Consider the following 26,004-nt stretch of genomic DNA (forward strand, 5'->3'; position numbering starts at 1 on the left):
GAGATTCTCCGACGCGGGGCAGCGAGCGCGCGCCCGGCTGACGCCGCACGCCGACGCGATAGTCCGAATCCGGAGCGGATGCCGCGGCGAGACCGGTACATGTCGTACCTCCGGATCCGGACTTCTGGCCCGTGATCGGTGCTGTGCTCGGGGAGGGTCCGAATCCGGCGCGCTACTCCGAATCCGGAGCGGATGCCGTGGCTAGACCAGTGACTCGAGGAAGCGCGCCTGCGCGTGCCACTGGTACGCCTGGCCGCCCTCGTGCTCGTTGTGCGCGTACACCTCGATCTGCTTGGGGCCTGCGTACCGGTTGAACGCGGCGTACACCGTCGACGGAGGGCAGATGGGGTCGAGCAGGCCGACGGAGAACAGTGCCGGGCCATCCGCTCGGCGAGCCATGTTGGCGCCGTCGAAGTACGACAGCGTCTCGAACACCCGGTCCTCGGCGCCGCGATGGACCGCAAGGTAGCGGACGACCTCCTGGTACGGATCGCGGTCGGTAAGGCCCACCGCGCGCTCGAAGTGGCACAGGAACGGCACGTCGGGCATCACGGCCACGAGTCCCTCGCTCAGGCCCGCTGCAGCCAGAGCGATGCCGCCGCCCTGGCTGCCGCCGCACACCGCGACCCGCTCGGCGTCGACCAGCGGCAGCGCGCGCACCGCGTCGACCGCGCGGACGGCGTCGGTGTACACCCGGCGGTAGTAGTAGTCCTCGGGGTCCTCGATGCCGCGCGTCATGAAGCCGCTCGCGGACGGTCCGGTGCCGTGGGGGTCGGCTGTCGCGCCGGCCGCTCCCCACATGGAGCCCTGGCCGCGCGTGTCCATCAGCAGGTGCACATAGCCCGCGGTCGCCCAGCCGAGGCGCTCGCCGGGCAGTCCCCGCCCGCCGCCGTAGCCGTTGTACTCGACGACGGCGGGGAGCGGGCCGGTCGCACCGGCGGGAACGGTCAGCCACGCCCGGATCGGATCGCCCGCGAAGCCCGGAAAGGTGAGGTCGAAGGTGTCCACGAGCCGCAGCGGGGTGTCGACCGGGACCAACTCGGGCGCCCCGTCGTGGCGACGAGCGGTGTCGAGCGTCTCGGCCCAGAAAGCGTCGAAATCGGCGGGCTCGCGCACCTCGGGGAGGTACTGCTCGAGCTCGGTCGGTGTCAGATCGAATCGCGGCACGACGATCACCCTAGCCTGACGGACGCGGGCGCCCCCGGTGGCAGAGTGAAGGCGACGGAGCCTCGATGGGGGAGGGGTATTCGAGGCCCCGCCGCCGGTCTCAGGAGCCCGGGCGGGCTATGTCGCAGATGCGTTTTCGGGTGAAGCGCGAGGACGCCGGTCAGAGCCGGACTTCTGCAATCACTTCACCGTACTCGGTCTCGCCGACCGGCGTGAAGCCCACACGCTGGAAAAATGCTTCGGGTCCGCCTTCGCCGGCCTCGTAGATGACCGCGACGCGGTCGAGGCCGCGGTTCTTGGCCTCTTCGATCAGCTGTTGCACTGCGAAGCGGCCGACGCCACGGCCCTGGTCGTCGGCGTCGACGTTGATGCGCCAGAGCACGGACTGGAAGTGCTCCTGGGGGGCATCGGGGTCGAAGTTCGCGCTCACGAATGCGACGACCTCGTCGCCGTCGAGCACGACGCGCTGCCACGTCGTCTGCGGGTTGACCACTGTCACCGCGATGCCGTAGCTCACCGGCGCCAGGAACTGCTCCTGCCCAGGCTTGAGCGACAGGTTGTTGACCGCGACGATCGTCGCGGCGGACAGTTCCACAAGTCGCAGGTCAGCCATATGCACAGGCTAACCGCATTCGACGCCCCCGGTCACGCGCGGGTCTGAGGATGACATCCGGGCCGAGCGCGAAGCCGGGGCGATTTATCTTGACGTCGAGATACTTTGGGCCGGTGCGTTAGTCTGGGAAGACGACCTGAACGGAGACGAACCCGGTGACCGACTCGACCATCATCTACACCTACACCGACGAGGCGCCGGCGCTTGCGACCGCGTCGTTCCTGCCGATCGTCCAGGCCGTCACCGGCCAGGCGGGGGTGCACATCGAGACCCGGGACATCTCCCTCGCGGGGCGTGTGCTGGCCGCTTTCCCGCAGAACCTCACCCCCGAGCAGCAGGTCGGCGACGCTCTCGCCGAACTCGGCGGACTCGCCACGCTGCCCGAGGCGAACATCATCAAGCTTCCGAACATCTCCGCGTCGATCCCGCAGCTCAAGGGCGCCGTCGCCGAGCTGCAGGCGGCGGGCTTCGACATCCCGGACTACCCCGACGAGCCGCAGACGCTCGAGGAGAAGGACATCCGCGCGCGCTACGACCGGATCAAGGGGTCGGCCGTGAACCCCGTTCTGCGCGAGGGCAACAGCGATCGCCGTGCGCCCCTCTCGGTGAAGAACTACGCCCGCAAGCACCCCCACCGCAACAAGCCGTTCGCGGAGGGCTCCAAGACCCGCGTCGCGACGATGGGCCACGACGACTTCAAGTCGAACGAGAAGTCGGTCGTCATCAACGGCGACGACGTGCTGACGATCCAGCATGTGGCCGCGGACGGAACCGTCACGGCGCTCAAGACCGGCCTCAAGGTGCTTCCCGGCGAGATCGTCGACAGCACCTTCCTCTCCGCGTCCGCGCTCGACGAGTTCCTCGCGGCGACGCTCCGCGATGCCGCGGCCGACGACGTGCTGTACTCGGTGCACCTGAAGGCCACGATGATGAAGGTCAGCGACCCGATCATCTTCGGCCACGTCGTGAAGGCGTACTTCGCCGAGGTGTTCGACAAGTACGGCGACAAGATCGCCGAAGCGGGCCTCACGCCCAACGACGGTCTCGGCGCGATCCTCGCCGGCCTCCCGTCGGTCGAGGGCGGGGACGAGATCGCCGCGGCGATTTCCGCTGGCCTCGCTCGCGGGCCGCGGCTGTCGTACACCAACTCCGACAAGGGGCTCACGAACCTCCACGTTCCTTCGGACGTGATCGTGGATGCCTCCATGCCCGCGCTGATCCGCAACGGCGGCAAGCTCTGGGGCGTGGACGGCGGCGAGGACGACACCCTGGCCGTCATCCCCGACTCGTCGTACGCGAGTGTCTTCCAGACGGTCATCGACGATGTGAACGCCCGCGGCCCGCTCGACCCCGCGACGATCGGCTCCGTGCCGAACGTCGGCCTCATGGCACAGGCGGCCGAGGAGTACGGCAGCCACGACAAGACGTTCGAGATCTCGGCGCCCGGCGTGGTCGAGGTCCGCAATCAGGCCGGCGAGGTCCTCCTCGAGCACGCCGTTCAGCCCGGCGACATCTGGCGCGCCACGCAGACCAAGGACATCGCGATCCGCGACTGGGTGAAGCTCGCCGTCACCCGCGCCCGCGCGAGCGCGAGCCCCGCCGTCTTCTGGCTCGACGCCGCCCGGTCGCACGATGCGGCGCTCATCGAGAAGGTGCAGACCTATCTCGCCGACCACGACACCGACGGCCTCACGATCGAGATCCTCGCCCCGGCCGCGGCGACGCAGTACTCGCTCGACCGGCTCCGCAAGGGCGAGGACACCATCTCGGTGACCGGCAACGTGCTCCGCGACTACAACACCGACCTGTTCCCCATCCTCGAGGTGGGCACCAGCGCCAAGATGCTCTCGATCGTGCCGCTGCTCGCGGGTGGCGGTCTGTTCGAGACCGGCGCAGGCGGGTCCGCACCCAAGCATGTGCAGCAGCTCGTCGCCGAGGACTACCTGCGATGGGACTCGCTCGGCGAGTTCTTCGCGCTCGCGGCCTCGCTCGAGCACCTCGCGAACTTCACGGGCAACGTGCGCGCTCAGGTCCTCGCCGACACGCTGGATGCCGCCACCGGCACCTTCCTCGAGAACGACAAGTCTCCGGGGCGTGCGCTGGGCACCATCGACAACCGGGGCAGCCACTTCTACCTTGCCCTGTACTGGGCGCAGGAGCTGGCTCAGCAGCAGGCCGACGCCGAGCTGGCCGCCGCCTTCGCTCCCGTCGCGGAGGAACTCGCCGCGAACGAGGAGAAGATCGTCGCCGAGCTCATCGCTGTGCAGGGTGCGCCCGTCGACATCGGCGGCTACTACCGCCCCGACGCCGAGCTCGTCCGTGACGTCATGCGTCCGTCGCCGACCTTCAACGGGATCATCGACGCGCTCAGCTGACCCCGGATCGACGAAGCCCCGTCCCGCGCGAGCGGGTACGGGGCTTCGTTCTGAGCGGATGCCGCGGCATCCGTCGACTGCTGCTCCCTGGTGAGAGCGTCGACTCAGGCGTGCACCCACACCTCGGTGCCGACCGGTGACCAGTCGTAGACGAACTTCGCGATGTCGATCGGCATGTTCACGCAGCCGTGGCTCATGGGGTTGCCGAAGTTGTTGTGCCAGTAGGCGCCGTGGAGTGCCTGGTCCCCGTTGAACCACGTGATCCACGGGACGTCCTCGGTGCAGTAGGGGGCGTCCTTGAAGCAGCCCATGTCCTGCATGCTCGTGTGGGCGAAGACGCGGTATGAGCCCGTGAAGGTGGGCGTGCCGGGCAGACCGGACGAGATGGCGTAAGAGCCGATGACCTTGTCGTTCTCGAACAGGTACGTCATCTGCGCGCCGAGGTCGATCTCGATCCGTCGTTCGAGCGCGGCAGTCGTGAATGCGGTCTCTTCGACCGGCAGCTCATACCGCGCATTGCCGGCGGCGAGCTGCGCGGCGAACTCCTCGGCGATCCTGTCGGTGGCGCCGAGCGTGCGCCCGCTCACACCCGCGGTCACCTCGCGGAGGACTTCGCCCCCGGAGTCGGTCACGACGGTCGCGTTCACGACGTCGCGCTCGACGGCCTCGGGGAGCGTCGCGACGACCTCGTCGATCGCGGACGCATCGGCCGAGATCTCGAACGTCCCGCGGTCGGCGGGGGTGACCGTGAGCCAGGATGCCGCGACCGCCCGATCGACGGGCACGGTGCGCTCGCCGCCGATGTAGAAGCCGGCGTTGTCGAGGATGCCGTTGAGTCGCGCGGCAGAGGCCGCGGCGACATACGTGGGCGTGGTGGCCTCGACGGGGACCGCCGCCGCCTCCACCTCGACCCGGGTCTGCCCGGACTCGAACGCCTCCTGGAGCGCCAGGCGGACGGCGTCGGCATCGATCCCGGTGCCCTCTTCGGAGGGAGTCGCGACATACGACGCCGAGGTGGCGTCGAACGCGAGAGTCGCATCGACCGGATCGGTGTAGAGCTCGGGGGCTGCAGCGCGCAGCGCCGAGCCGGCGGCTTCCGGGTCGATCCGCACGGGTGCGTCGACGGATGCCGGGAACCACGCCGTCACGTTCCACATCGGGTTCGCGGCGAAGGCCTCCTCGGCGAGACCTGACGCATCGACCGAAGCGCCCAGATCCGCGCCCGTCACCTCGGCGTCACCGCCGGCGCCGGTCAGCACGATGGTCGTGGTGGCGAGTCGCTGCTGCACGGCTTCGGCTGCGGCAGCCTGGGTGAGGAAGCCGACGGGCACGCCCGCGATCGACGTGCCGGGCGCGAGCAGGACGAGCGAAGAGGCGACCAGCCCGGCGGCGACGACGCCCGCGCCGAGACCGATCCACAGCGGCTTCCGGCTCTTGCGAGGCCGGGGTTCGAGCGGCGCCCACGCGTAAGCCGGGGCATCCGGTCCGCCACCAGTGGGGGCGTCGGCGTCGGAGGCAGCGGGGGGAGCGTCGACGTGCTCGCGGGTAGCAACAGCAGGGACCAGGGCTTCGTCGTGCACGGCGGTGGCCGCGTCGACCACCGGGGGGGCGACGCTGTCGGCGGGCTCGGGGTCGGTGAGCGGAACGGACGCGACACCGGCCGGCTCGGTCTCGTCGGTGGGGAGCAGCTCCTCGGCGGGCTCGGGCTCGACCTCGTCGGCCGGCTCGACCTCGCCGGTCAGCTCGACGTCGTCCGTGAGCTCGGCGTCGTCCGCCGGATCGACCTCGTCCGTTCCGGCCGCATCGATCTCAACGACGTCGCCGTTGGTCTCGTCGATGTCAGCCTCGTCGGACTGGACGCTTTCGACCTCATCAGCCGAGTCAGCCTCATCAGTGGGCTCGACCTCGTCGGGGGAGTCGGCCTCTTCGGCCGGCTCGACCTCATCAGTGGGCTCGACCTCGTCCTCAGGCTCCACCTCGTCGGCGGAGTCAGCCTCATCGGTGAGCTCGACATCATCGGCCGAGTCAGCCTCATCAGTGGGCTCGGCCTCGTCGGTGGGCTCCACCTCGTCGGCCTCATCGGCCTCGCCTGCCGGGTCGCCCTCGGCGGGTTCGTCAGTCTCGCCGGGCTCGACCTCGTCGGCCTGAGCCGATCGTTCGCCGGCGTCGTCGTCGACCTCGTCGTCGTCGTCGGCGGCTACGTCGTCAGTGGGGGAGTCGTCGGCAGAAGGATCGTCGACAGCTTCGGTGCCGTCGTCGAGCAGGGCCTCGTCGACGCCATCGGCGTCGTCAGGCTGCGCCTTGTCGGCGCCCGGCTTGGTCGCCAGATCCGTCATGCCTTCACCCCCCGACGGTGAGCAATGTTGCTCTCATCGTAAATGACATGCCTGGATGAGTGCGCAACGACCTTGTCACGGTGGAGAACCCGCCGTCAGGGAGTGGTCACTCGGTGGGAGCGCACAGCTCCTGGAACTGCTCCGTCGTCTCCTGGAAGGTGGTGCCGATCTCCTCGAGCTCGCCGAGCCTGTCGGTTTCGCCGTCGACGATCGCCGCCATGACCTCGGCCACCTGCTCGAACATCTGCTGCAGCGACGGCACGACTGCCGCGACCTCTTCGTTGGTGATCTGCGAGGAGGTCTCGGCCAGGCGCTCGGCCGCGGCCTTCATCCCGTCGACCACGGCGCTCGGGTCCTGTCCGTCGACGTTCTCGAATTCAGCGGTCGCGTCCGTGATGGTGTCCTGCACGAGCTGGCAGGCTTCCTCGGTGGTCTGCGAGCCGTCGCTCGATCCCTCACCGGATCCGTCATCGGCGCCCCCCTCGGCGTCGGCAGAGCTGGTCGGAGACACGCCGGGCGTGCTCGCGCCGGTGGGGAAGCCGGTGCATCCCGTCAGTCCCAGGAGGGCGACGGCAGTGAGGGTGAGAGCGGCGAAACGGCGGGAGGTCGACGGCGTACGCATGCTTCCACTGTAGGCGACGGCATCCGGAACCTCCCGGGCGGGCGCGTCAGCAGGCGACCCGCTCAGCAATGTAACAGTTTTGTAAACACGCCGTTCAAACCGCGTTCCTCCCTTGCGGATCGTTTGTTCGTAAGGTCTACTAACAAACATGTCTTCATCGGACGTGCAACGCGGCTCTTCCACTCTCGTGTCGCCGCACCCTTCAGGAAACTCCAGCGCCGCCCGCGCGTTCGGCCCCGGCCGCACACTGCGCCAGGGTGCCAAGGTGCTCCCGGAGCATGCCCGCGGCCACAACCGCTCGCTGGTCCTGCAGACGCTCTTCCACCAGAACGCGATGAGCCGTGCCGACCTCTCCCGGGAGACGGGGCTCACCCGGGTCACGATCTCGGATCTCGTCGCCGAGCTGATCGCCGACGGGTTCGTCGCCGAGATCGGCGTGCGGGAGGCCTCCGGTCCCGGAAAGCCGGCGATGCTCGTCGACCTCGATCGCGACGGCCACCGCATCATCGGCATCGATCTCTCCGAGAGCGACGCCTTCATCGGAGCGGTGCTGACGCTCGACGGCGACATCGTCGTCCGCCGCGAAGTGCCGCTCCCGCCGGCCGATGATGTGGTCGCCACCGTCGTCGAGCTCGCCCGCGTGCTGGTCGAGGAGTCGCATGCTCCGGTGCTCGGCATCGGCGTGGGAACCCCCGGCGTGGTCGACGACCACGGTGTGATCCTCACGGCCCCCAACTTCGGCTGGGCGGGATTCGACCTCGAGGGCGCCCTGCAGGACGCGCTCGGGCTGCCCGTGCTCGTCGCCAACGACGCGAACGCCGCCGTCCTCGCCGAGTACACGTTCGGCGGCGCCGGCGACGACGTGCTCCTCGTGAAGGTGGGGCGCGGTGTCGGGTCCGGCCTCCTCGCCGCCGGTCAGCCCATGCGGGGCAGCCACTTCGCCGCGGGCGAGCTCGGCCATGTGACGGTCGGCACAGACGGCGGTCCGGTCTGCGTCTGCGGCAAGGTGGGCTGCCTCGAGGCGTGGCTGTCGGTCCCGTCGCTCACGAAGCGGCTGGCGGAGGCATCCGATCCGGCGGCCCGCGACGGAATCCTGCGCGACGCGGGGGAGCGGCTCGGAATCGCGCTCGCCCCCGTGGTCGGCGTGCTCGACCTGTCGGAGGTCATCCTCTCCGGCCCCCCTGAACTTCTCGACGGACCGCTTGCGGAGCAAGCCGTCGAGACACTCCGCACACGGACGCTCGCCCAGTTCCACGACGGCGTGCGGGTGCGGATGACGGAGCAAGGCCAGGACATCGTCCTGCGCGGCGCCGCCGTCATGGTCCTGTCGGGACAACTCGGGGTGTCGTAGCACGTCACCCAATTCCCCCCCGGATGGGTCACCCGGCCCCCGGAAATCACCAAGAGAAAACACACGAAGGAAGACACCATGAACAAGAAGCTCGGAGCCCTCGCGCTCGTCGGCGCTTCGGCTGTCGTTCTCGCCGGCTGCGCCGGTGGCAGCGGTGCCACCCCCAGCGAAGCCGAGACCGGTGAGATCACCGTCTGGCTCGTCGGCACGGACACGCCCGACACGGCGCGCGAGTACCTCAAGGAGACGTTCGAAGCCGAGAACGAGGGCTGGACGCTCACGATCGAGGAGAAGACGTGGGCTGACACCAGCGAGACCTACGTCGCCGCGCTCTCGTCGAACGACTCGCCCGACGTGGTCGAGGTCGGCAACACCCAGGCGCTGGGCTTCATCGACCAGGGCCTGTTCCTCGACATCACCGACATCCAGGAGGACCTCGGCGGCGACGACCTGCTCCCGGGTCTCGTCGACGCCGGCACCTACGACGACGCGTTCTACGCCGCGCCGTACTACGCCGGTGGCCGCATCGTGTTCTACACGCCGCAGATCGTCACCGACGAGAACCCCGCGACGCTCGACGAGTACGTGGCGCAGGGCATCGCGATGAAGACCGACACCGTCTCGGGCATCTACGCGCCGGGCAAGGACTGGTACAACGCCCTTCCCTACGTGTGGGCGCACGGCGGCGAGATCGCCGTCCAGGACGGCGACACCTGGGACGCCCAGTTCGCGAGCGACGAGTCGCTCGCCGGCCTGGAGCAGCTCCAGGAGGTGTACCTCAACGCGACCAACGCGCCGGCCGACGGTGACGAGGCGAACCCGCAGGTGCCGTTCTGCGCCGGGGAGATCGCCTACATCTCCGCTCCCGGCTGGGTGAAGTGGTCGATCCTGGCCGAGGCTGACGCCGAGAACCCCGGATGCCCCGAGACCTACGGCAAGGACCTCTCGGCCTTCCCGCTCCCGGGCCTGGAGGAGGGCACCACCGCCCCGATCTTCGCCGGTGGCTCGAACGTCGCCGTCGCACAGAAGAGCAACTCGCCCGAGAAGGCCAAGGCCGCACTGGGCATCCTGCTCTCCGAGGGCTACCAGCAGCTTCTCGCCGAGGGTGGCCTCACCCCCGGAATCATCTCGGCCGCTTCCTCGCTGCCGGATGACGAGATCACGCAGGCCCAGGCCACGGCGCTCGCCAACTCGAAGTTCACGCCGATGAGCCCCAACTGGGGCGAGGTCGAGGCCGCGCTGGTGATCCCGGACGCGCTCGTCAAGATCGCGCAGGGCGGCGACGTCAAGGCGATCGCCGAGGAGCTCGACGCGCAGATCGAAGCGATCCTCAACCAGTAGCACCAGACCCGGCAAGGGGTCCCGCACAGCGGGGCCCCTTGCCCGGGACCGATCCCTCGGTCAGGCTCAGGATGCATCGCCCGCATCGCCGCCTGCGATTGACCTGGAGACCGGTCCGCTCCTTCATGCCCACCAGTTTTCCGAGTGCGCCTCGACGCGCCCTCCCAGCTTCCACAGAGAGGAGGCGAGAATGAGCGAAATCATCACCGCACCCGCTCCCGCGGGCGCGACCGAGCCGCCACGACCGGCGGCCCCCACCGCGCGCGAGAAGGCCAAGGCCCGCCGCGAGGCGCGCGGCGCCTGGACACTGCTCGGCCCCGCTTTCATCATCCTTGCCGTCATGGTGGGCTACCCCGCCGTGCTCATGGTGATCCAGTCCTTCACCGACGCCAGCGTGAAGAACAAGGTGCAGGGCACCCTGCCGGACTTCGTCGGGTTCGACAACTACGTCAAGCTGTTCACGACGTCGGGCTTCCCCGCCGTGCTGATGCGCAGCCTCGGCCTGATGGTCGTCATGACCGTCCTCATCATCGGCCTCGGCGTGCTTGTCGCGGTGCTGATGACGCGGCTCGGCCGCACGCTCCGTGTGCTCGTCTCGGTGGGGCTGTTGCTCGCCTGGGCCATGCCGCCGCTGGCCGCGACCGTCGTGTGGGGATGGATCTTCGACACGCAGTACGGCGTCGTCAACTGGGCGCTCAACACCGTCACGGGCACCGACGACTGGACCAACCACTCGTGGCTGCTCAACCCGTGGTCGTTCTTCTTCGTCCTGACCATCATCATCGTGTGGCAGGGCATCCCGTTCGTCGCCTTCACCACGTATGCGGCGCTCGGCCAGGTGCCCGGCGAGGTGCTCGAGGCTGCGGCGCTCGACGGCGCGACCGGACTCAAGCGCTTCCGCTTCGTCGTGTTCCCCTACATCCGCAGCGTGCTCGTGGTGATCCTGGTGCTCCAGGTCATCTGGAACCTCCGGATCTTCACCCAGGTCTACGCGCTGCAGAGCAAGGGCGGTCTCGCGTCGGAGACCAACGTGCTCGGCACCTACATGTTCCGCCAGGGTCCCGGCGACTTCGGCTTCACGAGCGCCATCGGCGTCGTGATGGTCGTTCTGCTGCTGATCCTCTCCTGGGGCTACGTCCGCTCGACGCTCAAGGAGGAGGAGCTGTGAGCACTCAGATCAACGCGAGCGTCCAGCTCGGCACCATCGGCGTCGAGGAGGTCCTCGGCGAGGGCGGCACGCCCAAGACTCCCCGCCGGCGTTCGATCGAGGCGCGCCGGCCGTCGGGCAGGCGCACCGCGACGCGGGCGCTCCTGAACACCGCCGCGGTCATCGTCTTCCTCTGTTCGGTCTTCCCGGTGTACTGGATGATCAACATGTCGCTGACCCCGCCGAACAAGATCATCAGCCGCAGCCCCAGCCTCGTTCCGCTCGAGCTGACGTGGCAGAACTACGTCACGGCGTGGACGCGCGAGGCCGCACCCGGCCAGACGGACTTCCCCCACGGCCTGATGACCTCCTCGATCGTGACCGTCGGCGTGCTCATCGTCACGCTGCTGTTCGCCTTCCTGGCGTCCATCGCCGTGGCGCGGTTCCACTTCAAGGGCCGTCGCGGGTTCATCATCTCGGTGCTCGTCATCCAGATGATCCCCGGCGAGGCGATGATGTTCACCCTCTACGGGATGATCGACGACTGGCGTCTCATGAACACGATGCTCGGCCTGGGCATCGTCTACGTCGCCGCGGTGATCCCCTTCACGATCTGGACCCTTCGCGGCTTCGTCGCCGGTGTTCCGGCCGACCTCGAAGAGGCCGCGATGATCGACGGCTGCACGAAGTCCCAGGCGTTCCGACGCGTGACGTTCCCGCTGCTCGCGCCGGGTCTGGTCGCCACGGGCATCTTCGCGTTCATCCAGGCGTGGAACGAGTTCACGATGGCTCTCCTGCTCATGAAGGGCTACAACCTCACACTGCCGACCTGGCTCAACTCCTTCCAGTCGGCCACCGAGGCCACGAACTGGGGTGCCGTGATGGCCGGTGCGACGCTGATCTCGATCCCCGTCGTGATCTTCTTCCTCATCGTGCAGGGCCGCATGACCGGCGGTCTCGTGGCCGGGGCGGTCAAGGGCTGATGCGCGCGCTGAACCGTGCCGCCTTCCGCAGGGAGGTCGGCGGATGAAGGTCGGGCTGGACGTCGGCGGCACCAAGACGGACGCCGTCGCGGTGGACGCCGCCGGGACGATCGTCGGCCGGGTGCGCCTGGCCACGGGATGGGGACCGGATGCCGTCACCGCGACGGTCCTCGAAGCGGTCCGGGCTCTCGGCGACGAGTCGGGTGTCGACCTCGCGGAGATCCGCTCGGTCGGGATCGGGATCCCCGGACAGATCGAACCCGGGACCGGCCGCGTCGTGCACGCTGTGAACCTCGGGGTCGACGAGCTCGACCTCGCCGCTCTCACGGCGCCGAGCCTGGGGGTGCCGGTGGGCGTGGAGAACGACGTCAAGGCCGCGGCGCTCGGTGCGTTCGCCCTCCACGGCGGGTCGGGATCGATGGCCTACCTCAATCTGGGCACCGGCATCGCGGCCGGCATCGTCAGCGAGGGAAGCCTCTGGCGTGGCGCTCGGGGCACGGCCGGCGAGGTCGGGCACATCTCGGTCGATCCCCGCGGCCCCCTTTGCCGCTGCGGCCAGCACGGCTGCATCGAAGCGCTCGCCGGGGGCGGCGCCATCGCCGAGCGATGGGGTCGTGCCGGAGCGCTGCCGGTGCGCGATGTGTTCGACGCCGCCGACGCGGGCGACCCCGAGGCGCGCGCGCTGCGGGCCGGCCTCGCGCGCGGTGTCGCCGCGGCGGTGCGGGTGCTCGTGCTCACCGCCGACGTCGACGCCGTGGTGCTCGGGGGCGGGGTCACCGCGCTCGGTGACCGGCTGATGGCCGACGTCAGAGCCGAGCTCGCAGCCAGCGCCGAGGCATCCCCGTTCATGCGATCGCTCCGCCTCGAGGAGCGCGTGGAGCTGCTCCCGGCCGGTTCGCCCGCCGCAGCACTCGGCGCGGCACTCGTGGGTGCGGCCCGTGATGCCGAAGGAGCGCTGGCCCATGGCTGAGGTCGTCATCGTCGCCGACCAGGCGGCCGGTGGGGCGCTCGTCGCCGACGAGATCGTGCGCCTGATCCGCGCGGACCCGGCCACCGTGCTCGGACTCGCCACCGGCTCGACGCCGCTGCCGGTGTACGAGGCGCTGCGCTCCCGGCTCGCGGGTGTGGACGTGTCGCGCGTTCGGGGCTTCGCCCTCGACGAGTACGTCGGCCTCGACCCGGCCCACCCCGAGAGCTATCGCTCCGTGATCGCTCGCGAGGTCGTCGAGCCGCTCGGCCTCGATCCCGCGCTCATCCGCGTCCCCGACGGGTCGCTCGCGGGGATCGAGCATGCCGGTGACGACTACGAGCGCGCGCTCATCGAGTCCGGCGGCGTCGATCTGCAGATCCTCGGGATCGGCACCGACGGACACGTCGGCTTCAACGAGCCGGGATCGTCGTTCGCCTCCCTGACGCGGGTGAAGACCCTCACCGAGCAGACGCGCGCCGACAACGCCCGCTTCTTCGACAGCATCGACGAGGTGCCGCGCCACTGCATCACCCAGGGGCTCGGCACCATCATGCGGGCCCGTCACCTGGTGCTGCTCGCATTCGGCGAGGGCAAGGCACAGGCCGTGGCCGCCGCCGTCGAGGGGCCGGTGACGGCGTCGCTCCCGGGGTCCGCGATCCAGCTCCACCCGCACACCACGGTGGTCGTGGACGAGGCTGCGGCGTCGCGCTTGGCGCACGCCGACTACTACCGTTACGCCTTCATCAACAAGCCGGACTGGCAGGGCATCTGAGCCGTCCTGCCGTCGCTAGGCTGACGCCATGACGGCGCTCTTCCCCTCTCCCTCCGGCGACGGCCCGCGGCCTGCAGTCGCGGGACAGGTGGACCGGTCGTCGGCTGCAGGGAACTCGCTGCGCCGCACACTCCGGGTCGGCGGTGTGCTGCGTGGACAGCTCGCAGTCATCGGGGCTCCTCTGGTGCTCGGCATCCTCGCGCTCCAGCTGTCCGGTCGTCGCACGACCGTCCCCGATCGCCCGACGGTACAGGTCTATCCGCCCCCGTCCTGATCGCCGCTGCCCGCGCCTCGGCGGTGGAAGTCAGGGGTGAGGACCCGCCCGAGGGTCTACGATCGCGGCAACGGATGCCACGCCGCATCCGCCGGAGTCCGACGCCACCTCGCAGCGCGTCGGCAAGGAGGCAGTCACATGTCCCAGCCCATCACGGACGAGCCCATCGACGCCCCGACGTCACGGACCCGGGCAACGGCGGTCAGCAGCAGGAGCGGGCGCGTGGTGTTCTTCGTCGGCGGGGGGCTCTTCATCCTGGCGGGCATCGTCGCGATCCTTCAGACGCCGCTCACTCCGGTGTTCGAGTGGGCGTATCAGTGGGGCGGCGACGCGTACAGCGTGTACGGCCAGGTGATGCAGCAGTCGGGTCGGGCCCTCTCGGCGATCGCCATGATCGTGTTCGCGGTCGGCACGCGGGGCGGAGGCAGCGTCGTGGCTCGCAAGCCCCTGGGCATGGTCGCCCTGGTGGTGTTCGCGGTCTGGCCATACGTGGTCGAGCTCATCTGGACGCTCGTGCCATACGAGTCGATGGCCGGTCTGTCGTGGTGGGCGTTCGCTGCACTCTCGCTCGTCCCTGTCGCGGCGGGGCTGATCGCGGTGGTCGAGATCGTCCGAGTGCGGGCCGTCCCCGGACCGTGGCAGTGGCTGCCGGCGCTTGCGTACCTGGTGGTGATCGGATCCGTGGTGTTCGGGTCGATCGCCCAGGAGCTCGGCTGGAACAACGGCGAAGCCTACGCACCGGTTGTCGTGGTCCCCTATGCCATCTCGCTGTTCGCGGCGTTCATCGCCCCGCTCGTGCTGGGCATCGCGGCCGTCGCACTGGCGCTGTTCGCTCAGAGGCGGCAGGCCACGGTGTCTGCTGCTGAGTCGCCGGCTCCGATCCCGCCGGCGCCGTAGGGCGCCCCCCGTCCGCGGGACGCGACCGGCTCAGACCTCGAACACCTTGCCCGGGTTCAGGATGCCCTGCGGATCGAACACACGCGTGATCTGCCGCTGCAGCTCCCACTGATCCGCACCGAGCTCGTCGGCCAGCCAGCGGCGCTTGAGCACGCCGACCCCGTGCTCGCCGGTGAGAGTGCCACCCAGCCGGAGGGCAGCGCGGAAGAGGTCGTCCGCGGCATCCCAGATGCTTTCGGGCACCTCCACGATCCCGGCCTCATCGGGCTCGGCGTGGAAGATGAAGTTCGGGTGCAGGTTGCCGTCGCCGGCGTGCGCCACGGTGGGGATCACCAGACCGTGCTCGCGTTCGACGCGCGCGATCTCGTCGAACATCGCCGGCAGCGCGCTGCGCGGCACCGAGACGTCTTCGATGAGGGCGGTGCCGAGCGTCTCCATGGCCGGGTGCATCGACCGCCGGATCGTGAGCAGCCGCTCTCCCTCGGCGCGGTCGTGCGACACAGCGACGGTGCCGCCCGAGGCGCGCAGCACCGCGGCGATCGCGTCGGCTTCGGCCGCCGCGGCCGGACCGTCGGTCTGGATGGTGAGCTGCGACGCCCCGGGCGTCGGGGGAGCGAGCGACAGCAGAGCGTGGACGGCGGCGAGGGACGCGGCATCCATCAGTTCCATGATGGCCGGCTGCGCACCCGAAGCCGTGACGGCGGCGGATGCCTCGGCCGCCGCCCGCACGCCCGGGAAGGTCGCGGCGACCGTGCAGACCTCACCGGGCACCAGGCGACGCAGCTTCAGGGTGGCGCCGACGACGACGCCCAGTGTGCCTTCAGAGCCGATCACCAGCGACGTGAGGTCGAGGCCGGTCACACCCTTGACGGTGCGGTGGCCGAGGTGGAGCAGGCGGCCGTCCGCGAGCACGATGTCGACGCCCAGCACCGCGTCGCGGACGACGCCGTACTTCGCGCACAACAGGCCCCCCGCACCCGTGGCGATGTTGCCGCCGACGGTGGAGATGGCGCGGCTCGCCGGATCCGGCGCCCACCACAGGCCGTGCTCCGCGAGCGCCTCATTGAGGTCGGCGTTGAGGATGCCGGGCTCGACCACCGCGAGCAGATCGTCGGGACGCACCTCGAGGATGCGGTCCATCCCGCGCACCGAGAGCGAGATCTCGCCCGAGCCCGCGATCGCCCCGCCCGCGAGCCCCGTGCCCGCACCGCGGGTGACGACCGGGGTGCCTGTCGCGCTCGCGATGCGCAGAGTCTCCTGCACGTCCGACACCGAGGTCGCATTGACGACTGCGAGCGGGATTCCGGATGCCGCATGCCCCGACTTGTCCGCGCGGGCGGCGTGCCGGGCCTGCGGCGTGGAGTCGACGCGATCGCCGAGCGCCGCTCTCAGCAGCGCGAGGACGTCGCGGCCGGCGCTCACGCGAGCCGGCGTCGGCCCGCGATCACGCCGATGGTGACCGCCACGATGCCGAAGATCAGGCCGATCCAGGCGTACCCGAGGCTCCACCACGCGATCGTGGCAGACGCGTAGACGAGGAGTTCGACCAGCGCCCGAACGAAGGGATGGACCGCCAGCACGGCCCGCGGGGAGACGAAAAGCGCCCAGACCAGGATGGCGAGCACCGGAGCGCCGATCCCGGCGACGATGTTCCAGGGCAGGGGCCAGGACGCGAAGCCCCACACGGCCAGGCTGGCGAAGGCGAACAGCTCGCAGACGAACGCGAGAAGGTCGATGACCGACAGCGGGGCGCGGGTGCCGGGCGCGGGCTCGGCGCGAGAGGCGGCGCGGGCGGAGTCGGTCATGGCTCCAGTTTAGGCGCCGGTGCTCCCGGTCCGAGTCGTCGGCGGACCGTCGGCGAGGTCAGAGCAGCGCGCTGAGCCGGGCGCTGGTGGGCGCGCCGGCGCCGCCCACGTACCGGATGTCGACGCGGGCGTCGCTGCTCAGATCCTGCGCACTCGGCAGGAGGACCAGGATCGCCGTGCCTGCGGAGTCCACGGTGGCGGTGGCGCGGACGGTGCCGCGGATGCGCGCCTGAACGGTCGCACCGGGGACGCCGCTGACCGTGACCTCGACGGTCGTCTGCACGCCGGAGGTGGACGAGGAGCTCGACGCGATGGACGGCGAGCCTGCAGGAACGGAGGGTCCGGCGGAGGCGGGAGGCTCCTCGACGGCGCCGCCCGTGCTGCTGTTGAGGCTCCCGCCGTTCGGGGTGCCGCTCGGCGGCTTGCCGCCGTTCGCTCCGGAGGTGCCGTTGCCGTTGCCGGGGTTGCCGGTTCCGGGATTGCCGTCGCTGTTGCCGGGGTTGCCGTTGCCCGGGCTGTCGGTGGTCGTACCGGGCTTGCCGGGGTCGGCGGGCGGGCTGGCGTTGCCGGTGCCCGAAGTGGGCGTGCCGACCCCCGGGGTCGGGGTGGCCGTGCCCGTCGTCGGCAGGCCGCTGTCGGGCACGGTGCCCCCGTTGCCGGCGTCGCCGGTGCCCGGGGTGGTTGTGCCGCTGTCGCCGGCGGCCTGTTCAGGGAGTTCGACGGTTGCCGGAGGGCCGGCTTCAGCGGCCGCCTCAACGGGTAGCGCGGGAATGTCGGCCGGCGACGGACCACCCGCGTCGGCGATGGGGACCGAGGACTCCGGGGCCGTCTCGAGGGGTGTGGTCGACGCTGCGGTCGCGTCGTCGGATACCTCGGTGACCGACGATGTGCCGTCGACCGCGATCTTGTCCGCGCTCGGCTGCGGAGGCAGCCCGACCGCTGCGGCGACCACGCTGCTCACGACGACGAGTCCTGCCGCGGCGAGCCCGGCGACGCCGCCGACAGAAAGCACGGTGCCGGCGGCGGCGGCGGCTCCGGCCCCGACGGTGGCCACGGTTCCCGCCGTCGCGGCGACGCCGGCCGTTCCCACCGTCGCGGCGGCCGCACCGGCGCCCACGGACGCCGCGGAACCGGCTCCTGCGGCGGACCCCGCTCCCGCCAGTGCGGTGGACCCCGCAGCCGTTCCTCCGGCGGCCGTCCCGCCCGCCACAGTGGCGGATCCGGCCGATCCCGCCGACACGGCGCCCTGCACCACGTTCGACGGCATGGCTGCCAGAGCCGCGACCGGGGCGCCGGCGCCCTGGAGCGTCGCCAGGTATCCGGCTGTGCCGGTGACGCCGACCGTCAGCGGGATGAGAACCATGGCCAGACGGCTCGAGACCTCTCTGGCCTCGCTGGCGACGATGGCGCAGCGGGTGCAGCCCGCGACGTGCGCCTCGAGCTTTCCGCGGTCGCGGCGGCCCAAGTTGTTGCGCGCGTAGGCCCCGAGGCGCTCGATGGACCACGCGCAGTCCGAGCCGTCGGCGACGGAGCGCAGATGGGCCTGGATCCACGCCTCTCGCAGTCCTTCGCGGGCGCGGAAGGTGAGCTGGGCGACGGCGGTCGCCTTCATCCCGAGGAGGGGTGCGATCTCGGCGGGCTTCATCCCCTCGATCTCGGAGTACCAGAGCACTTCCTGCCACCGGCTCGGCAGGCTCCGGAACGCCTGATGGGTCAGGCCCCGGTCGAGCGACTCGGCGGTGGCCTGCTCGCTGGTCGCAGGATCTTCGAGCGTCTCGAGCTGGTCGATCGGGGTTTCGCGGCGGGAACGACCCCAGCCCGCGGCGGTGTTGCGGATGCTCGTGAACAGGTACGCACGGAAGGAGCCCGTAGGGCCGCCGCCCCGAAGGATCGACTGATAGATGCGGGTGTAGGCCTCCTGGACGAGGTCGTCGGCGTCGGTACCGGGAGAGACGTTGCGCGCGACCGAGATGCCGGACCGGTAGTGGCGCCGCCACAGTTCGCCGAAGGCCGCGCTGTCGCCGGATCGCGTACGGAGCACGAGGTCGGCATCGCCGAGGTCGGCCGCGTCCCTGCTCGGGCCTTCGTGCTGGTCGGTCACTGTCTCTCCCTGCGAATGGGCGACCGAAACCGCCCTCGTTGGGGACCCCAGCCAGTCCCGAGCGGTGCTGATGCGACTCGCGACTCCTTCATTGTCGCCCGAGACGGTCGTTTTGACCAGATGGAGGGCTGAATCCGCGCCCTTGGGCGGCGGGCGGGCGGGGGCGCCGGACCGCCCCCGGAAAATGTTTCCGGCCGATCGCGTAATAGAACGCCCGTCGCGCCGTCTCATCAAGCAGGAGACGCTGCTCGTCGCTCTGTGGGGGCACATGGCGAGCACCGCCGGCGAAGGACGGACATTTCGTACACGCCGCCGGAGGCGGGGCTCGGCAGGAACTCGGGGGAGGGACTGCCGGCCCCGCCCTACTCTCCGTACCGTGGCCGCTGTGTGAAACGCAGCGGCCCTCCTTGTGCTCCGTCCGCTGCACGACGCCCCGGGTTGTGCGGCGGGCGGCCTGGGATCACTCCGCCGTGCCGGCGACCCAGACGCGTCGCACCTCGAGATCGGCGCCCAGCAGCACCGCGTCCGCGAGCCCGCCGACCCGCAGTGTGCCCAGATCCGGGCGCCCGATCGCGCGGGCCGGCGTCGACGTCACCGCGGCCACCGCTGCCGCGAGCGGCACACCCGCCTTCACCACGCGCCGCAGAGCCGCATCCTGCGTCAGGGTCGATCCGGCGATCGCGCCGCCGTCGTCGAGTCGCGCGACACCTTCGTGCACCGTGACGGCGAGTCCGCCGAGGTCGTACGCGCCATCATCCGCCCCGGCCGCCGCCATCGCGTCGGTGATCAGCGCGACCCGGCCGGTCGCAGCCGCGAAGACGACCGCGATCAGGTCGAGGTCGACGTGGACTCCGTCGGCGACGAGTTCGAGCACCACGCGGTCGTCGCGCAGAGCGGCGATCACAGGGCCGGGGGCGCGATGGTGGATGCCCGGCATCGCGTTGAAGGCGTGCGTGAGGAGCGTCGCGCCGGCGTCGAACGCGCGGCGGGAGGTGGCGGCATCCGCGGCGGTGTGCCCGATCGCCACGGCCACGCCCGCCTCCACGAAGCGCGCGATCGCGACGCCCGCTCCGGGCAGCTCGGGGGCCAGGGTGATCTGCCGGATGGTGCCGCGCCCCGCGTCGAGCAGACGGGCGACGGATGCCGCGTCGGGGGCTCGCAGCAGCGCCTCGGTGTGCGCGCCCTTGTGGCCCGGATCGAGGAAGGGTCCCTCCAGGTGCGAGCCGAGGATCGTGGGGTCCTCCGCGACGAGGTCGGCCACCATGGCGGTACGGGAGACGAGCTCGTCGAGCGAGGCGGTGACGAGCGACACCACCGCACGCGTCGTGCCGTGCGCGCGGTGCAGCGCGCGCGCCGCCCGGATGGCGCCGGGGCCGTCGTCGTAGCTCGCTCCTGCTCCGCCGTGCCCGTGGATGTCGATGAAGCCCGGGGCGAGGCATCCGCTCTCCCCGTCGACGATCTCGTCGGCTGCCGGGCGGTCCGCGCCCACTCCGGTCGCCGAAACCCGGCCGCCCTGGAACAGCACCCACGCATCCGGCGTCACACGCCCGTCGTCGACGAGCCGGACGGAGTGGACGAGCGTGCTCACTCGGTGACCCAGGGGATCTCCCCGGTGGGGTGGAAGCCGATCCCGAGGCTCGTCCACAGCGGGCCGAGCGCGCCGACGCGGGTGCGGAAGGACTCCCAGGTGCGCAGGTCGCTGGCGCCCGTCGCGGGGGACCACCCCGCCTCGGCGGCGGCGGCGATGCGCGGGAACGCCATCGTGTCGATGTCGGACGCGGTGCGGATGGTCTCGCTCCACATCGGAGCCTCGACCCCGAGGATGTCGGTGTCGTCGATGCCCCGGATGATCGCCGAGGGCTCCCACGAGTAGGCGTCCTCGACGCTGGTGGGACCGTTGGCCCAGGTGAGGCCGAGGTCGGGTCCGGTCGGGTACTTCATGTCCAGATAGATCGCGTCGGCGGGGGAGAGGATCAGCTGCCCGCCGTTGCGGACGAACTCGCGCGCCTTGACGTCCATGCCGTCGGTCGGCGTGACGAATCCCCAGTACTGGCCGACCGTCGCTTCGGTGAGATCGGGCGCTGCCCCCGCCTCGTGCCAGGCGACCGGTGTCTTGCCGAGGTCCGCGATGATCTCGGTCGCGCGGGAGACGAACAGGGCGAAGTCCTCGGGTGCGGTGCCGAGGGCCTCGTCGCCGCCGAGGTGCAGGTACGGGCCGGGGGTCATCCCCGCCAGCTCTCCGAAGACATCGGCGACGAAATCGTAGGTCGCCTCGTCGTGGATCTTCAGCGAGGAGAAGCCGACGGCCATGCCGTCGTAGGGCTTGCCCGCCTCGGGGAGATCGCCGCCGTAGTCCCGCGCGATCTCGATGATGTGGTCGCTCAGGACCGGCTCCTCGACCAGTTCGGGATAGGCGAGACCCACCGCGTGCGTGTGGCCCGGCATGTCGATCTCGGGCACGACGATCATGTGGCGCGACGCCGCGTGGGCGATGATCTCGGCGTAGTCCGCCTTCGTGTAGAAGCCGCCCGGATCGCCCCCGACCGCCGTCCCCGAGGCGAGCTCGGTGAGCTTCGGGCGCGAGTGCAGCTGAAGACGCCAGCCCTGATCGTCGGCGAGGTGGAGGTGCAGCGCGTTGAACTTCAGGCCGGCGGCGCGGTCGATGTACCCCTTGACCGTCTCGACCGAGTGGAAGTGCCGCGCGACGTCGAGCATGACGCCGCGGTAGGCGAAGCGCGGGGAGTCCTCGACCGTGACGGCGGGCACGATCCACGCGTCGTCGTCGCGGGTCAGGAGCTGGCCGAGGGTCTGGACGCCGTAGAACAGGCCGGCGGCGTCGGCCCCCGTGACGACGACGGATGCCTCGTCGGCGGTGAGCGAGTACGACTCCGCGGCGCCACCCGGCTCGATCGCGAGGGTGATGGTCGATGCGCCACCGCCTTCGACCTCGAGCCCGGTCCGTGCGGTGACGAGAGCGGCAAGGGAGGCCGCGGCATCCGTCTCGCCCTCGATCCGGGTGGTCGCGGAGAGGCGGAACGGCGCACCGGTGGCCTGCTCGAGCGAGGCCGGGGCGGGGACGACGGAGGGGAGCGACACGGTGTCTCCATTCTGGGCGGCGGGCGTGCAGCCCGCCAGCAGCGTCGCGGCGACCACGACCACGGCGGCGGTCCGTCCTCGGCGACGGTTCATGTAAAGAGTCCTAACAAAAGGGTGGACTCAGCCTAGCAGGGCGTCATCGGCGCGGACCAGGGCCGTAGCATCCGTTATGCTCGGCATGTCGCGACTGGCGTTGAGGTGGTCTACCACCGGGGAGCGGCTGACTACGGCATTCGACCGCACGCCTGGGCCGATGTGAATCCCGGCACGCCGTGCCGCGCACCCCGAAAGCCGCAGTCAAGGAGATCGTCATGACCGATCAGTACTTCAACGCCCCTCTCTCCGAGGTCGACCCCGAGATCGCCCAGGTGCTCGAGCGGGAGCTCGACCGCCAGCGCGGCTACCTCGAGATGATCGCGTCCGAGAACTTCGTGCCCCTCTCGGTCCTGCAGTCGCAGGGCTCGGTCCTCACGAACAAGTACGCCGAGGGCTACCCCGGCCGCCGCTACTACGGTGGCTGCGAAGAGGTCGACGTGGCGGAAGAGCTCGCCATCGCCCGCGCCAAGTCGCTGTTCGGCGCCGAGTTCGCCAACGTCCAGCCCCACTCGGGCGCAACGGCCAACGCCGCGGTCCTCCACGCGATCGCCCGCCCCGGTGACACCCTGCTCGGACTGTCCCTCGACCAGGGCGGCCACCTCACTCACGGCATGAAGATCAACTTCTCCGGCCGGCTGTTCAACATCGTCGCCTACGGGGTGGATGAGTCCACGTCGCTGATCGACATGGACGAGGTGCGCCGCCTCGCGATCGAGCACCAGCCCAAGGTGATCATCGCCGGCTGGTCCGCCTACCCGCGTCATCTCGACTTCGCGGCGTTCCGCGCGATCGCCGACGAGGTGGGAGCCCTCCTCTGGGTCGACATGGCGCACTTCGCCGGACTCGTGGCCGCGGGGCTGCACCCGAACCCCGTGCCCCACGCGCACGTCGTCTCGTCGACGGTGCACAAGACCATCGGGGGCCCGCGTTCGGGCTTCATCCTCACCAACGACGCCGACATCGCGAAGAAGATCAACTCCGCGGTCTTCCCCGGCCAGCAGGGCGGACCGCTCATGCACGTGATCGCCGCCAAGGCGACCGCGTTCAAGCTCGCCGCGACCCCCGAGTTCGCGGAGCGTCAGGAGCGGGTCCTGAGCGGCGCGCACCTCATCGCCGAACGTCTCTCGCAGCAGGATGTGACGGATGCCGGCATCTCGGTCCGCTCCGGCGGCACCGACGTGCACCTGGTGCTCGTCGACCTCCGCAACGCCGAGATCGACGGCAAGCAGGCCGAGGACCTCCTCCACGAGATCCACATCACGGTCAACCGCAACGCGGTGCCGAACGACCCGCGGCCCCCGATGGTGACCTCGGGTCTGCGCATCGGCACGCCCGCGCTCGCGACCCGCGGATTCGGCGACGCCGAGTTCACCGAGGTCGCCGACATCATCGCGCTCGCGCTGCTCCCCGGAGCCGACGTCGAGGCGCTGCGCACCCGCGTCGCCGCCCTGACCGCGGCGTTCCCCCTGTACCCCGGCCTCTCGCAGTAGCCCGGCCTCCGCAGGCACCCCGCCGTGAAGCATGCACGTGTGGCTGAGGCAGGCCGCGGTACCGCCTGCCTCAGCGACGACGGCGTGCTCCGCCGACAGTGAAGGACGCAACAATGACCGCACAGGTACTCGACGGCCGCGCGGCGGCCGACGCCATCAAGGAAGAGCTGCGCGGCCGCGTCGCGGCGCTCAAGGAACGCGGCATCGTGCCCGGCATCGCCACGGTGCTCGTGGGAGCGGACCCGGCCTCGCAGCTGTATGTCGGGATGAAGCACCGCCAGTCCGAGTCGATCGGGATGAACTCGATCCAGCGCGAGCTGCCGGCGGACGCCACGCAGGCCGACGTCGAGGCGCTCATCGACGACCTCAACGCCGATCCGGAGTGCCACGGCTACATCGTCCAGCTGCCGCTGCCGAAGCACATCGACACGGACGCGATCCTGGAGCGCATCGACCCGGCCAAGGATGCCGACGGTCTGCACCCGACCAACCTCGGCCGGCTCGTGCTGAACGTCAACTCGCCGATCACCTCGCCCCTGCCGTGCACGCCGCGCGGCGTGATCGAGCTGCTGCTGCGCAACGGGTACGACCTGAACGGCAAGGACGTGGTGGTCGTCGGGCGCGGTGTCACGATCGGCCGCTCCATCGGGCTGCTGCTCACGCGCCGGGAGTACAACGCCACGGTGACGCTCACGCACACGGGTACGGCCGACCTCGCGCATCACCTGCGTCAGGCGGACGTGGTGGTCGCGGCGGCCGGCGTCAAGCACATCGTCCGCGCGGCCGACGTGAAGCCCGGCGCCGCCGTGCTCGATGTCGGCGTGACGCGTGAGGTCGACCCCGAGACGGGCAAGAGCAGGATCTTCGGCGACGTCCATCCCGACGTCGCCGACGTCGCCGGCTACCTGTCGCCGAACCCCGGCGGGGTCGGGCCGATGACGGTGGCGCTCCTCATGACGAACGTCGTCGAGGCGGCCGAGCGCCTGTAGCCGTCACGCCGGGACGAGCTCCCCGCGATCGCGCGCGAGCGCGGACGCGGCATCAATCGCAGCGAACGACGCCATTCCGCGGATCCAGCGCTCGCGATCGGCGTCGGCGCGGTGGCGCACCTCCGACAGGCGCGTGATGCCGCGCACCTTGATGCCGCAGTATTCGAGCGTCGCATTGCGCAGCTGGCGGATCGCCGCGTCGCGGTAGACCCAGGCGTTCCACGGGACGGGGGAGTCCATCGTCATGACGATGCGGGCCGTGCGGCCGGTGAGGAGCTTGTCCCAGAGCCGGCCGCGCTCGCGGTAGCGGAATGCGAAGCCCGCGAGGAAGACGCGGTCGATCCACCCCTTGAGCGCCGCGGGAGTCGAGCCCCACCACTGCGGGAAGAAGAACACCAGGTGGTCGGCCCAGGTCACGTCGCCCATGTAGTTCGCGACCTCGGGCGCGAGCGGCGTGTCGGCGTCCGAGCGCGGGGTGCGCAGTTCGCTGCGCAGCGACGGATGCCCCGGCACCGCGTCGGTGGCGAGGTCGACCACTCGCACCTCCGCGCCGGCAGCGCGGGCGGCATCGGCGTACGAGCGGGCGAGGGCATGGTTGAGGCTGCCGGCGATCGGGGTTCCGATCACGACGAGGATGCGCGCGGGCGAGGTCATGGCTGCTCCTGCTGTTGTTGGACGAGGGTGGTCAGGGCGACGAGCTGGCGGTTCAATCGGGGGACGTCGATGGGGTCGGCGGCGAGCGCCGGGTCGGCGAGGAGCTCGGTGAACTCTCGCTCGAGGACTCCGCCGGCGTCACGGACGAGGGCGGCGCCCTTCGCCGTGAGCGAGAGCAGGATGCTGCGGCCCGCGCCGGGCTCGGAGGCGATCCAGCCGTCGGCGACGAGCGCGGGGACGCGCTTGCTGACGCCGGCCTTCGTGATGCCGAGGCAGGCGGCGAGCGTGGTCATGTCGGAGGGCTCGACGTCGGCGAGGATCGCGAGGAACTGGAAGTGGTTGAAGGTCACGCCGTAGCGTGCACGCAGCACGGCGTCGGCGTGGGCGTCCATGGCCGAGATCACCTCGTGGAGGGTGAAGGTGATGCGGTCCGACATGTGCTGAGTCAACCAGTTGACTCCGGACATGTCAACCAGTTGACTCGATCGGCTCCCTTCTTGAGCTCCTGAGCGAGCATCACGAGGATCCCGCTCGGACCCCGGACATAGGTGAGCTTGTAGACGTCCTGGTAGTTCGCGACCCGCGCAGAGGGTGGCAGCCATGTCTGGCAGCGGTGGCCAGGGCTTCGTCGATGTCGTCGACCGAGAACGCCACGCGGTGCATGCCGATCTCGTGGGGACGCGTCGGTTCGGTCTCGATCGCCTCAGGGTGGATGTACTCGAAGAGCTCCAGGCGGCCGTGGCCGTCGGGCGTCTGCAGCATCGCGATCCGGGCGTGGTTGCCGTCGAGGCCGACGGCGGTGTCCGTCCACTCGCCGCTGACCGTGTCGCGGCCGATGACGGTGAGGCCGAGGTCGGTGAAGAAGGCGATCGTCGCTTCGAGGTCGCGCACGGCGATGGCGACGTTCTCCAGACGGATGGGCATG

At 70.5% G+C, this 26,004-nt stretch carries 22 protein-coding genes, 1 pseudogene and 1 riboswitch; of the genes and pseudogenes, 11 read left to right on the forward strand and 12 right to left on the reverse strand.

Features of this window, described 5'->3' with window-relative positions:
* Nucleotides 1-201: 201 nt before the first annotated feature.
* Together SOM19_RS13735 and SOM19_RS13740 are read right to left on the reverse strand one after the other, a co-directional pair.
* Complete coding sequence (locus tag SOM19_RS13735) at nt 202-1,167, reverse strand: acetylxylan esterase (RefSeq protein ID WP_320487161.1); 966 nt, start codon at nt 1,165-1,167, stop codon at nt 202-204.
* A gap of 160 nt (nt 1,168-1,327) precedes the next feature.
* The gene (locus SOM19_RS13740) at nt 1,328-1,780 is read right to left on the reverse strand and encodes a GNAT family N-acetyltransferase (RefSeq protein ID WP_320487162.1); all 453 of its coding nucleotides are present in this window, start codon (nt 1,778-1,780) and stop codon (nt 1,328-1,330) included.
* 155 nt (nt 1,781-1,935) lie between these two features.
* Here SOM19_RS13740 and SOM19_RS13745 point away from each other — a divergent pair, with 155 nt between their 5' ends.
* Nucleotides 1,936-4,155 (forward strand): NADP-dependent isocitrate dehydrogenase, encoded by a 2,220-nt coding sequence (locus SOM19_RS13745; RefSeq protein WP_320487163.1) that lies wholly within the window; start codon nt 1,936-1,938, stop codon nt 4,153-4,155.
* Between the two features lie 104 nt (nt 4,156-4,259).
* Here the strand turns inward: SOM19_RS13745 and SOM19_RS13750 are convergent, their stop codons facing one another.
* Nucleotides 4,260-6,491, reverse strand: a complete 2,232-nt coding sequence (locus tag SOM19_RS13750; protein WP_320487164.1) for a L,D-transpeptidase — start codon at nt 6,489-6,491, stop codon at nt 4,260-4,262.
* A gap of 106 nt (nt 6,492-6,597) precedes the next feature.
* A complete protein-coding gene (locus SOM19_RS13755) occupies nt 6,598-7,113 on the reverse strand; it encodes a hypothetical protein (protein ID WP_320487165.1) in 516 nt (171 codons plus the stop codon).
* Nucleotides 7,114-7,261: 148 nt separating this feature from the next.
* Between SOM19_RS13755 and SOM19_RS13760 the strand changes: the two genes are divergently transcribed.
* From SOM19_RS13760 to SOM19_RS13795, 8 genes are all read left to right on the forward strand, one after another.
* Complete coding sequence (locus tag SOM19_RS13760) at nt 7,262-8,464, forward strand: ROK family transcriptional regulator (protein WP_320487166.1); 1,203 nt, start codon at nt 7,262-7,264, stop codon at nt 8,462-8,464.
* A gap of 78 nt (nt 8,465-8,542) precedes the next feature.
* Nucleotides 8,543-9,805 carry an extracellular solute-binding protein gene (locus tag SOM19_RS13765; RefSeq protein WP_320487167.1) on the forward strand — a complete coding sequence of 421 codons (1,263 nt, stop codon included), beginning with the start codon at nt 8,543-8,545 and terminating at the stop codon, nt 9,803-9,805.
* Between the two features lie 190 nt (nt 9,806-9,995).
* Nucleotides 9,996-10,973, forward strand: a complete 978-nt coding sequence (locus SOM19_RS13770; RefSeq protein ID WP_320487168.1) for a carbohydrate ABC transporter permease — start codon at nt 9,996-9,998, stop codon at nt 10,971-10,973.
* Nucleotides 10,970-11,935, forward strand: a complete 966-nt coding sequence (locus tag SOM19_RS13775; protein WP_320487169.1) for a carbohydrate ABC transporter permease — start codon at nt 10,970-10,972, stop codon at nt 11,933-11,935. The genes SOM19_RS13770 and SOM19_RS13775 overlap by 4 nt, the downstream gene beginning before the upstream one ends.
* Nucleotides 11,936-11,978: 43 nt before the next feature.
* Nucleotides 11,979-12,905, forward strand: coding sequence for an ROK family protein (locus SOM19_RS13780; RefSeq protein WP_320487170.1), 927 nt, complete (start codon nt 11,979-11,981; stop codon nt 12,903-12,905).
* Nucleotides 12,898-13,677 carry a glucosamine-6-phosphate deaminase gene (locus SOM19_RS13785; protein WP_320487171.1) on the forward strand — a complete coding sequence of 260 codons (780 nt, stop codon included), beginning with the start codon at nt 12,898-12,900 and terminating at the stop codon, nt 13,675-13,677. Before SOM19_RS13780 ends, SOM19_RS13785 begins: the two co-directional genes overlap by 8 nt.
* Nucleotides 13,678-13,705: 28 nt before the next feature.
* Nucleotides 13,706-13,951, forward strand: a complete 246-nt coding sequence (locus tag SOM19_RS13790) for a hypothetical protein (protein ID WP_320487172.1) — start codon at nt 13,706-13,708, stop codon at nt 13,949-13,951.
* A gap of 138 nt (nt 13,952-14,089) precedes the next feature.
* Entirely contained in the window at nt 14,090-14,848 is a 759-nt protein-coding gene (locus SOM19_RS13795; RefSeq protein WP_320487173.1) for a hypothetical protein, read from the forward strand.
* 30 nt (nt 14,849-14,878) lie between these two features.
* On the opposite strand, the gene SOM19_RS13800 is transcribed toward SOM19_RS13795, so the two are convergent.
* From SOM19_RS13800 to SOM19_RS13820, 5 genes are all read right to left on the reverse strand, one after another.
* Entirely contained in the window at nt 14,879-16,270 is a 1,392-nt protein-coding gene (locus SOM19_RS13800) for an FAD-binding oxidoreductase (RefSeq protein WP_320487174.1), read from the reverse strand.
* The gene (locus SOM19_RS13805) at nt 16,267-16,653 is read right to left on the reverse strand and encodes a YrdB family protein (protein WP_320487175.1); all 387 of its coding nucleotides are present in this window, start codon (nt 16,651-16,653) and stop codon (nt 16,267-16,269) included. Before SOM19_RS13805 ends, SOM19_RS13800 begins: the two co-directional genes overlap by 4 nt.
* Before the next feature lie 58 nt (nt 16,654-16,711).
* Nucleotides 16,712-18,754, reverse strand: a complete 2,043-nt coding sequence (locus tag SOM19_RS13810; protein ID WP_320487176.1) for a sigma-70 family RNA polymerase sigma factor — start codon at nt 18,752-18,754, stop codon at nt 16,712-16,714.
* A gap of 460 nt (nt 18,755-19,214) precedes the next feature.
* Nucleotides 19,215-20,342: an N-acetylglucosamine-6-phosphate deacetylase gene (gene nagA, locus SOM19_RS13815; protein WP_320487177.1), complete on the reverse strand. Its 1,128-nt coding sequence runs from the start codon at nt 20,340-20,342 to the stop codon at nt 19,215-19,217.
* Nucleotides 20,339-21,850, reverse strand: coding sequence for a beta-N-acetylhexosaminidase (locus tag SOM19_RS13820; RefSeq protein WP_320487741.1), 1,512 nt, complete (start codon nt 21,848-21,850; stop codon nt 20,339-20,341). Before SOM19_RS13820 ends, nagA begins: the two co-directional genes overlap by 4 nt.
* Before the next feature lie 173 nt (nt 21,851-22,023).
* Nucleotides 22,024-22,108, forward strand: a riboswitch (ZMP/ZTP riboswitch).
* A gap of 53 nt (nt 22,109-22,161) precedes the next feature.
* Between SOM19_RS13820 and glyA the strand changes: the two genes are divergently transcribed.
* The gene (gene glyA / locus SOM19_RS13825) at nt 22,162-23,436 is read left to right on the forward strand and encodes a serine hydroxymethyltransferase (RefSeq protein WP_320487178.1); all 1,275 of its coding nucleotides are present in this window, start codon (nt 22,162-22,164) and stop codon (nt 23,434-23,436) included.
* Nucleotides 23,437-23,549: 113 nt separating this feature from the next.
* The gene (locus SOM19_RS13830) at nt 23,550-24,425 is read left to right on the forward strand and encodes a bifunctional methylenetetrahydrofolate dehydrogenase/methenyltetrahydrofolate cyclohydrolase (protein ID WP_320487179.1); all 876 of its coding nucleotides are present in this window, start codon (nt 23,550-23,552) and stop codon (nt 24,423-24,425) included.
* A gap of 3 nt (nt 24,426-24,428) precedes the next feature.
* On the opposite strand, the gene SOM19_RS13835 is transcribed toward SOM19_RS13830, so the two are convergent.
* The 3 genes and pseudogenes from SOM19_RS13835 to SOM19_RS13845 all read right to left on the reverse strand — a co-directional run bounded on the left by SOM19_RS13835 (nt 24,429) and on the right by SOM19_RS13845 (nt 26,003).
* A complete protein-coding gene (locus tag SOM19_RS13835) occupies nt 24,429-25,079 on the reverse strand; it encodes an NAD(P)H-dependent oxidoreductase (RefSeq protein WP_320487180.1) in 651 nt (216 codons plus the stop codon).
* Complete coding sequence (locus tag SOM19_RS13840; RefSeq protein ID WP_320487181.1) at nt 25,076-25,516, reverse strand: MarR family winged helix-turn-helix transcriptional regulator; 441 nt, start codon at nt 25,514-25,516, stop codon at nt 25,076-25,078. The genes SOM19_RS13835 and SOM19_RS13840 overlap by 4 nt, the downstream gene beginning before the upstream one ends.
* An 8-nt stretch (nt 25,517-25,524) precedes the next feature.
* Nucleotides 25,525-26,003 (reverse strand): annotated as a pseudogene (locus tag SOM19_RS13845) (VOC family protein).
* Between the last annotated feature and the right edge of the window lies 1 nt (nt 26,004).

Source organism: Microbacterium sp. CFBP9034, from assembly GCF_034045255.1.
Lineage (GTDB): Bacteria > Actinomycetota > Actinomycetes > Actinomycetales > Microbacteriaceae > Microbacterium.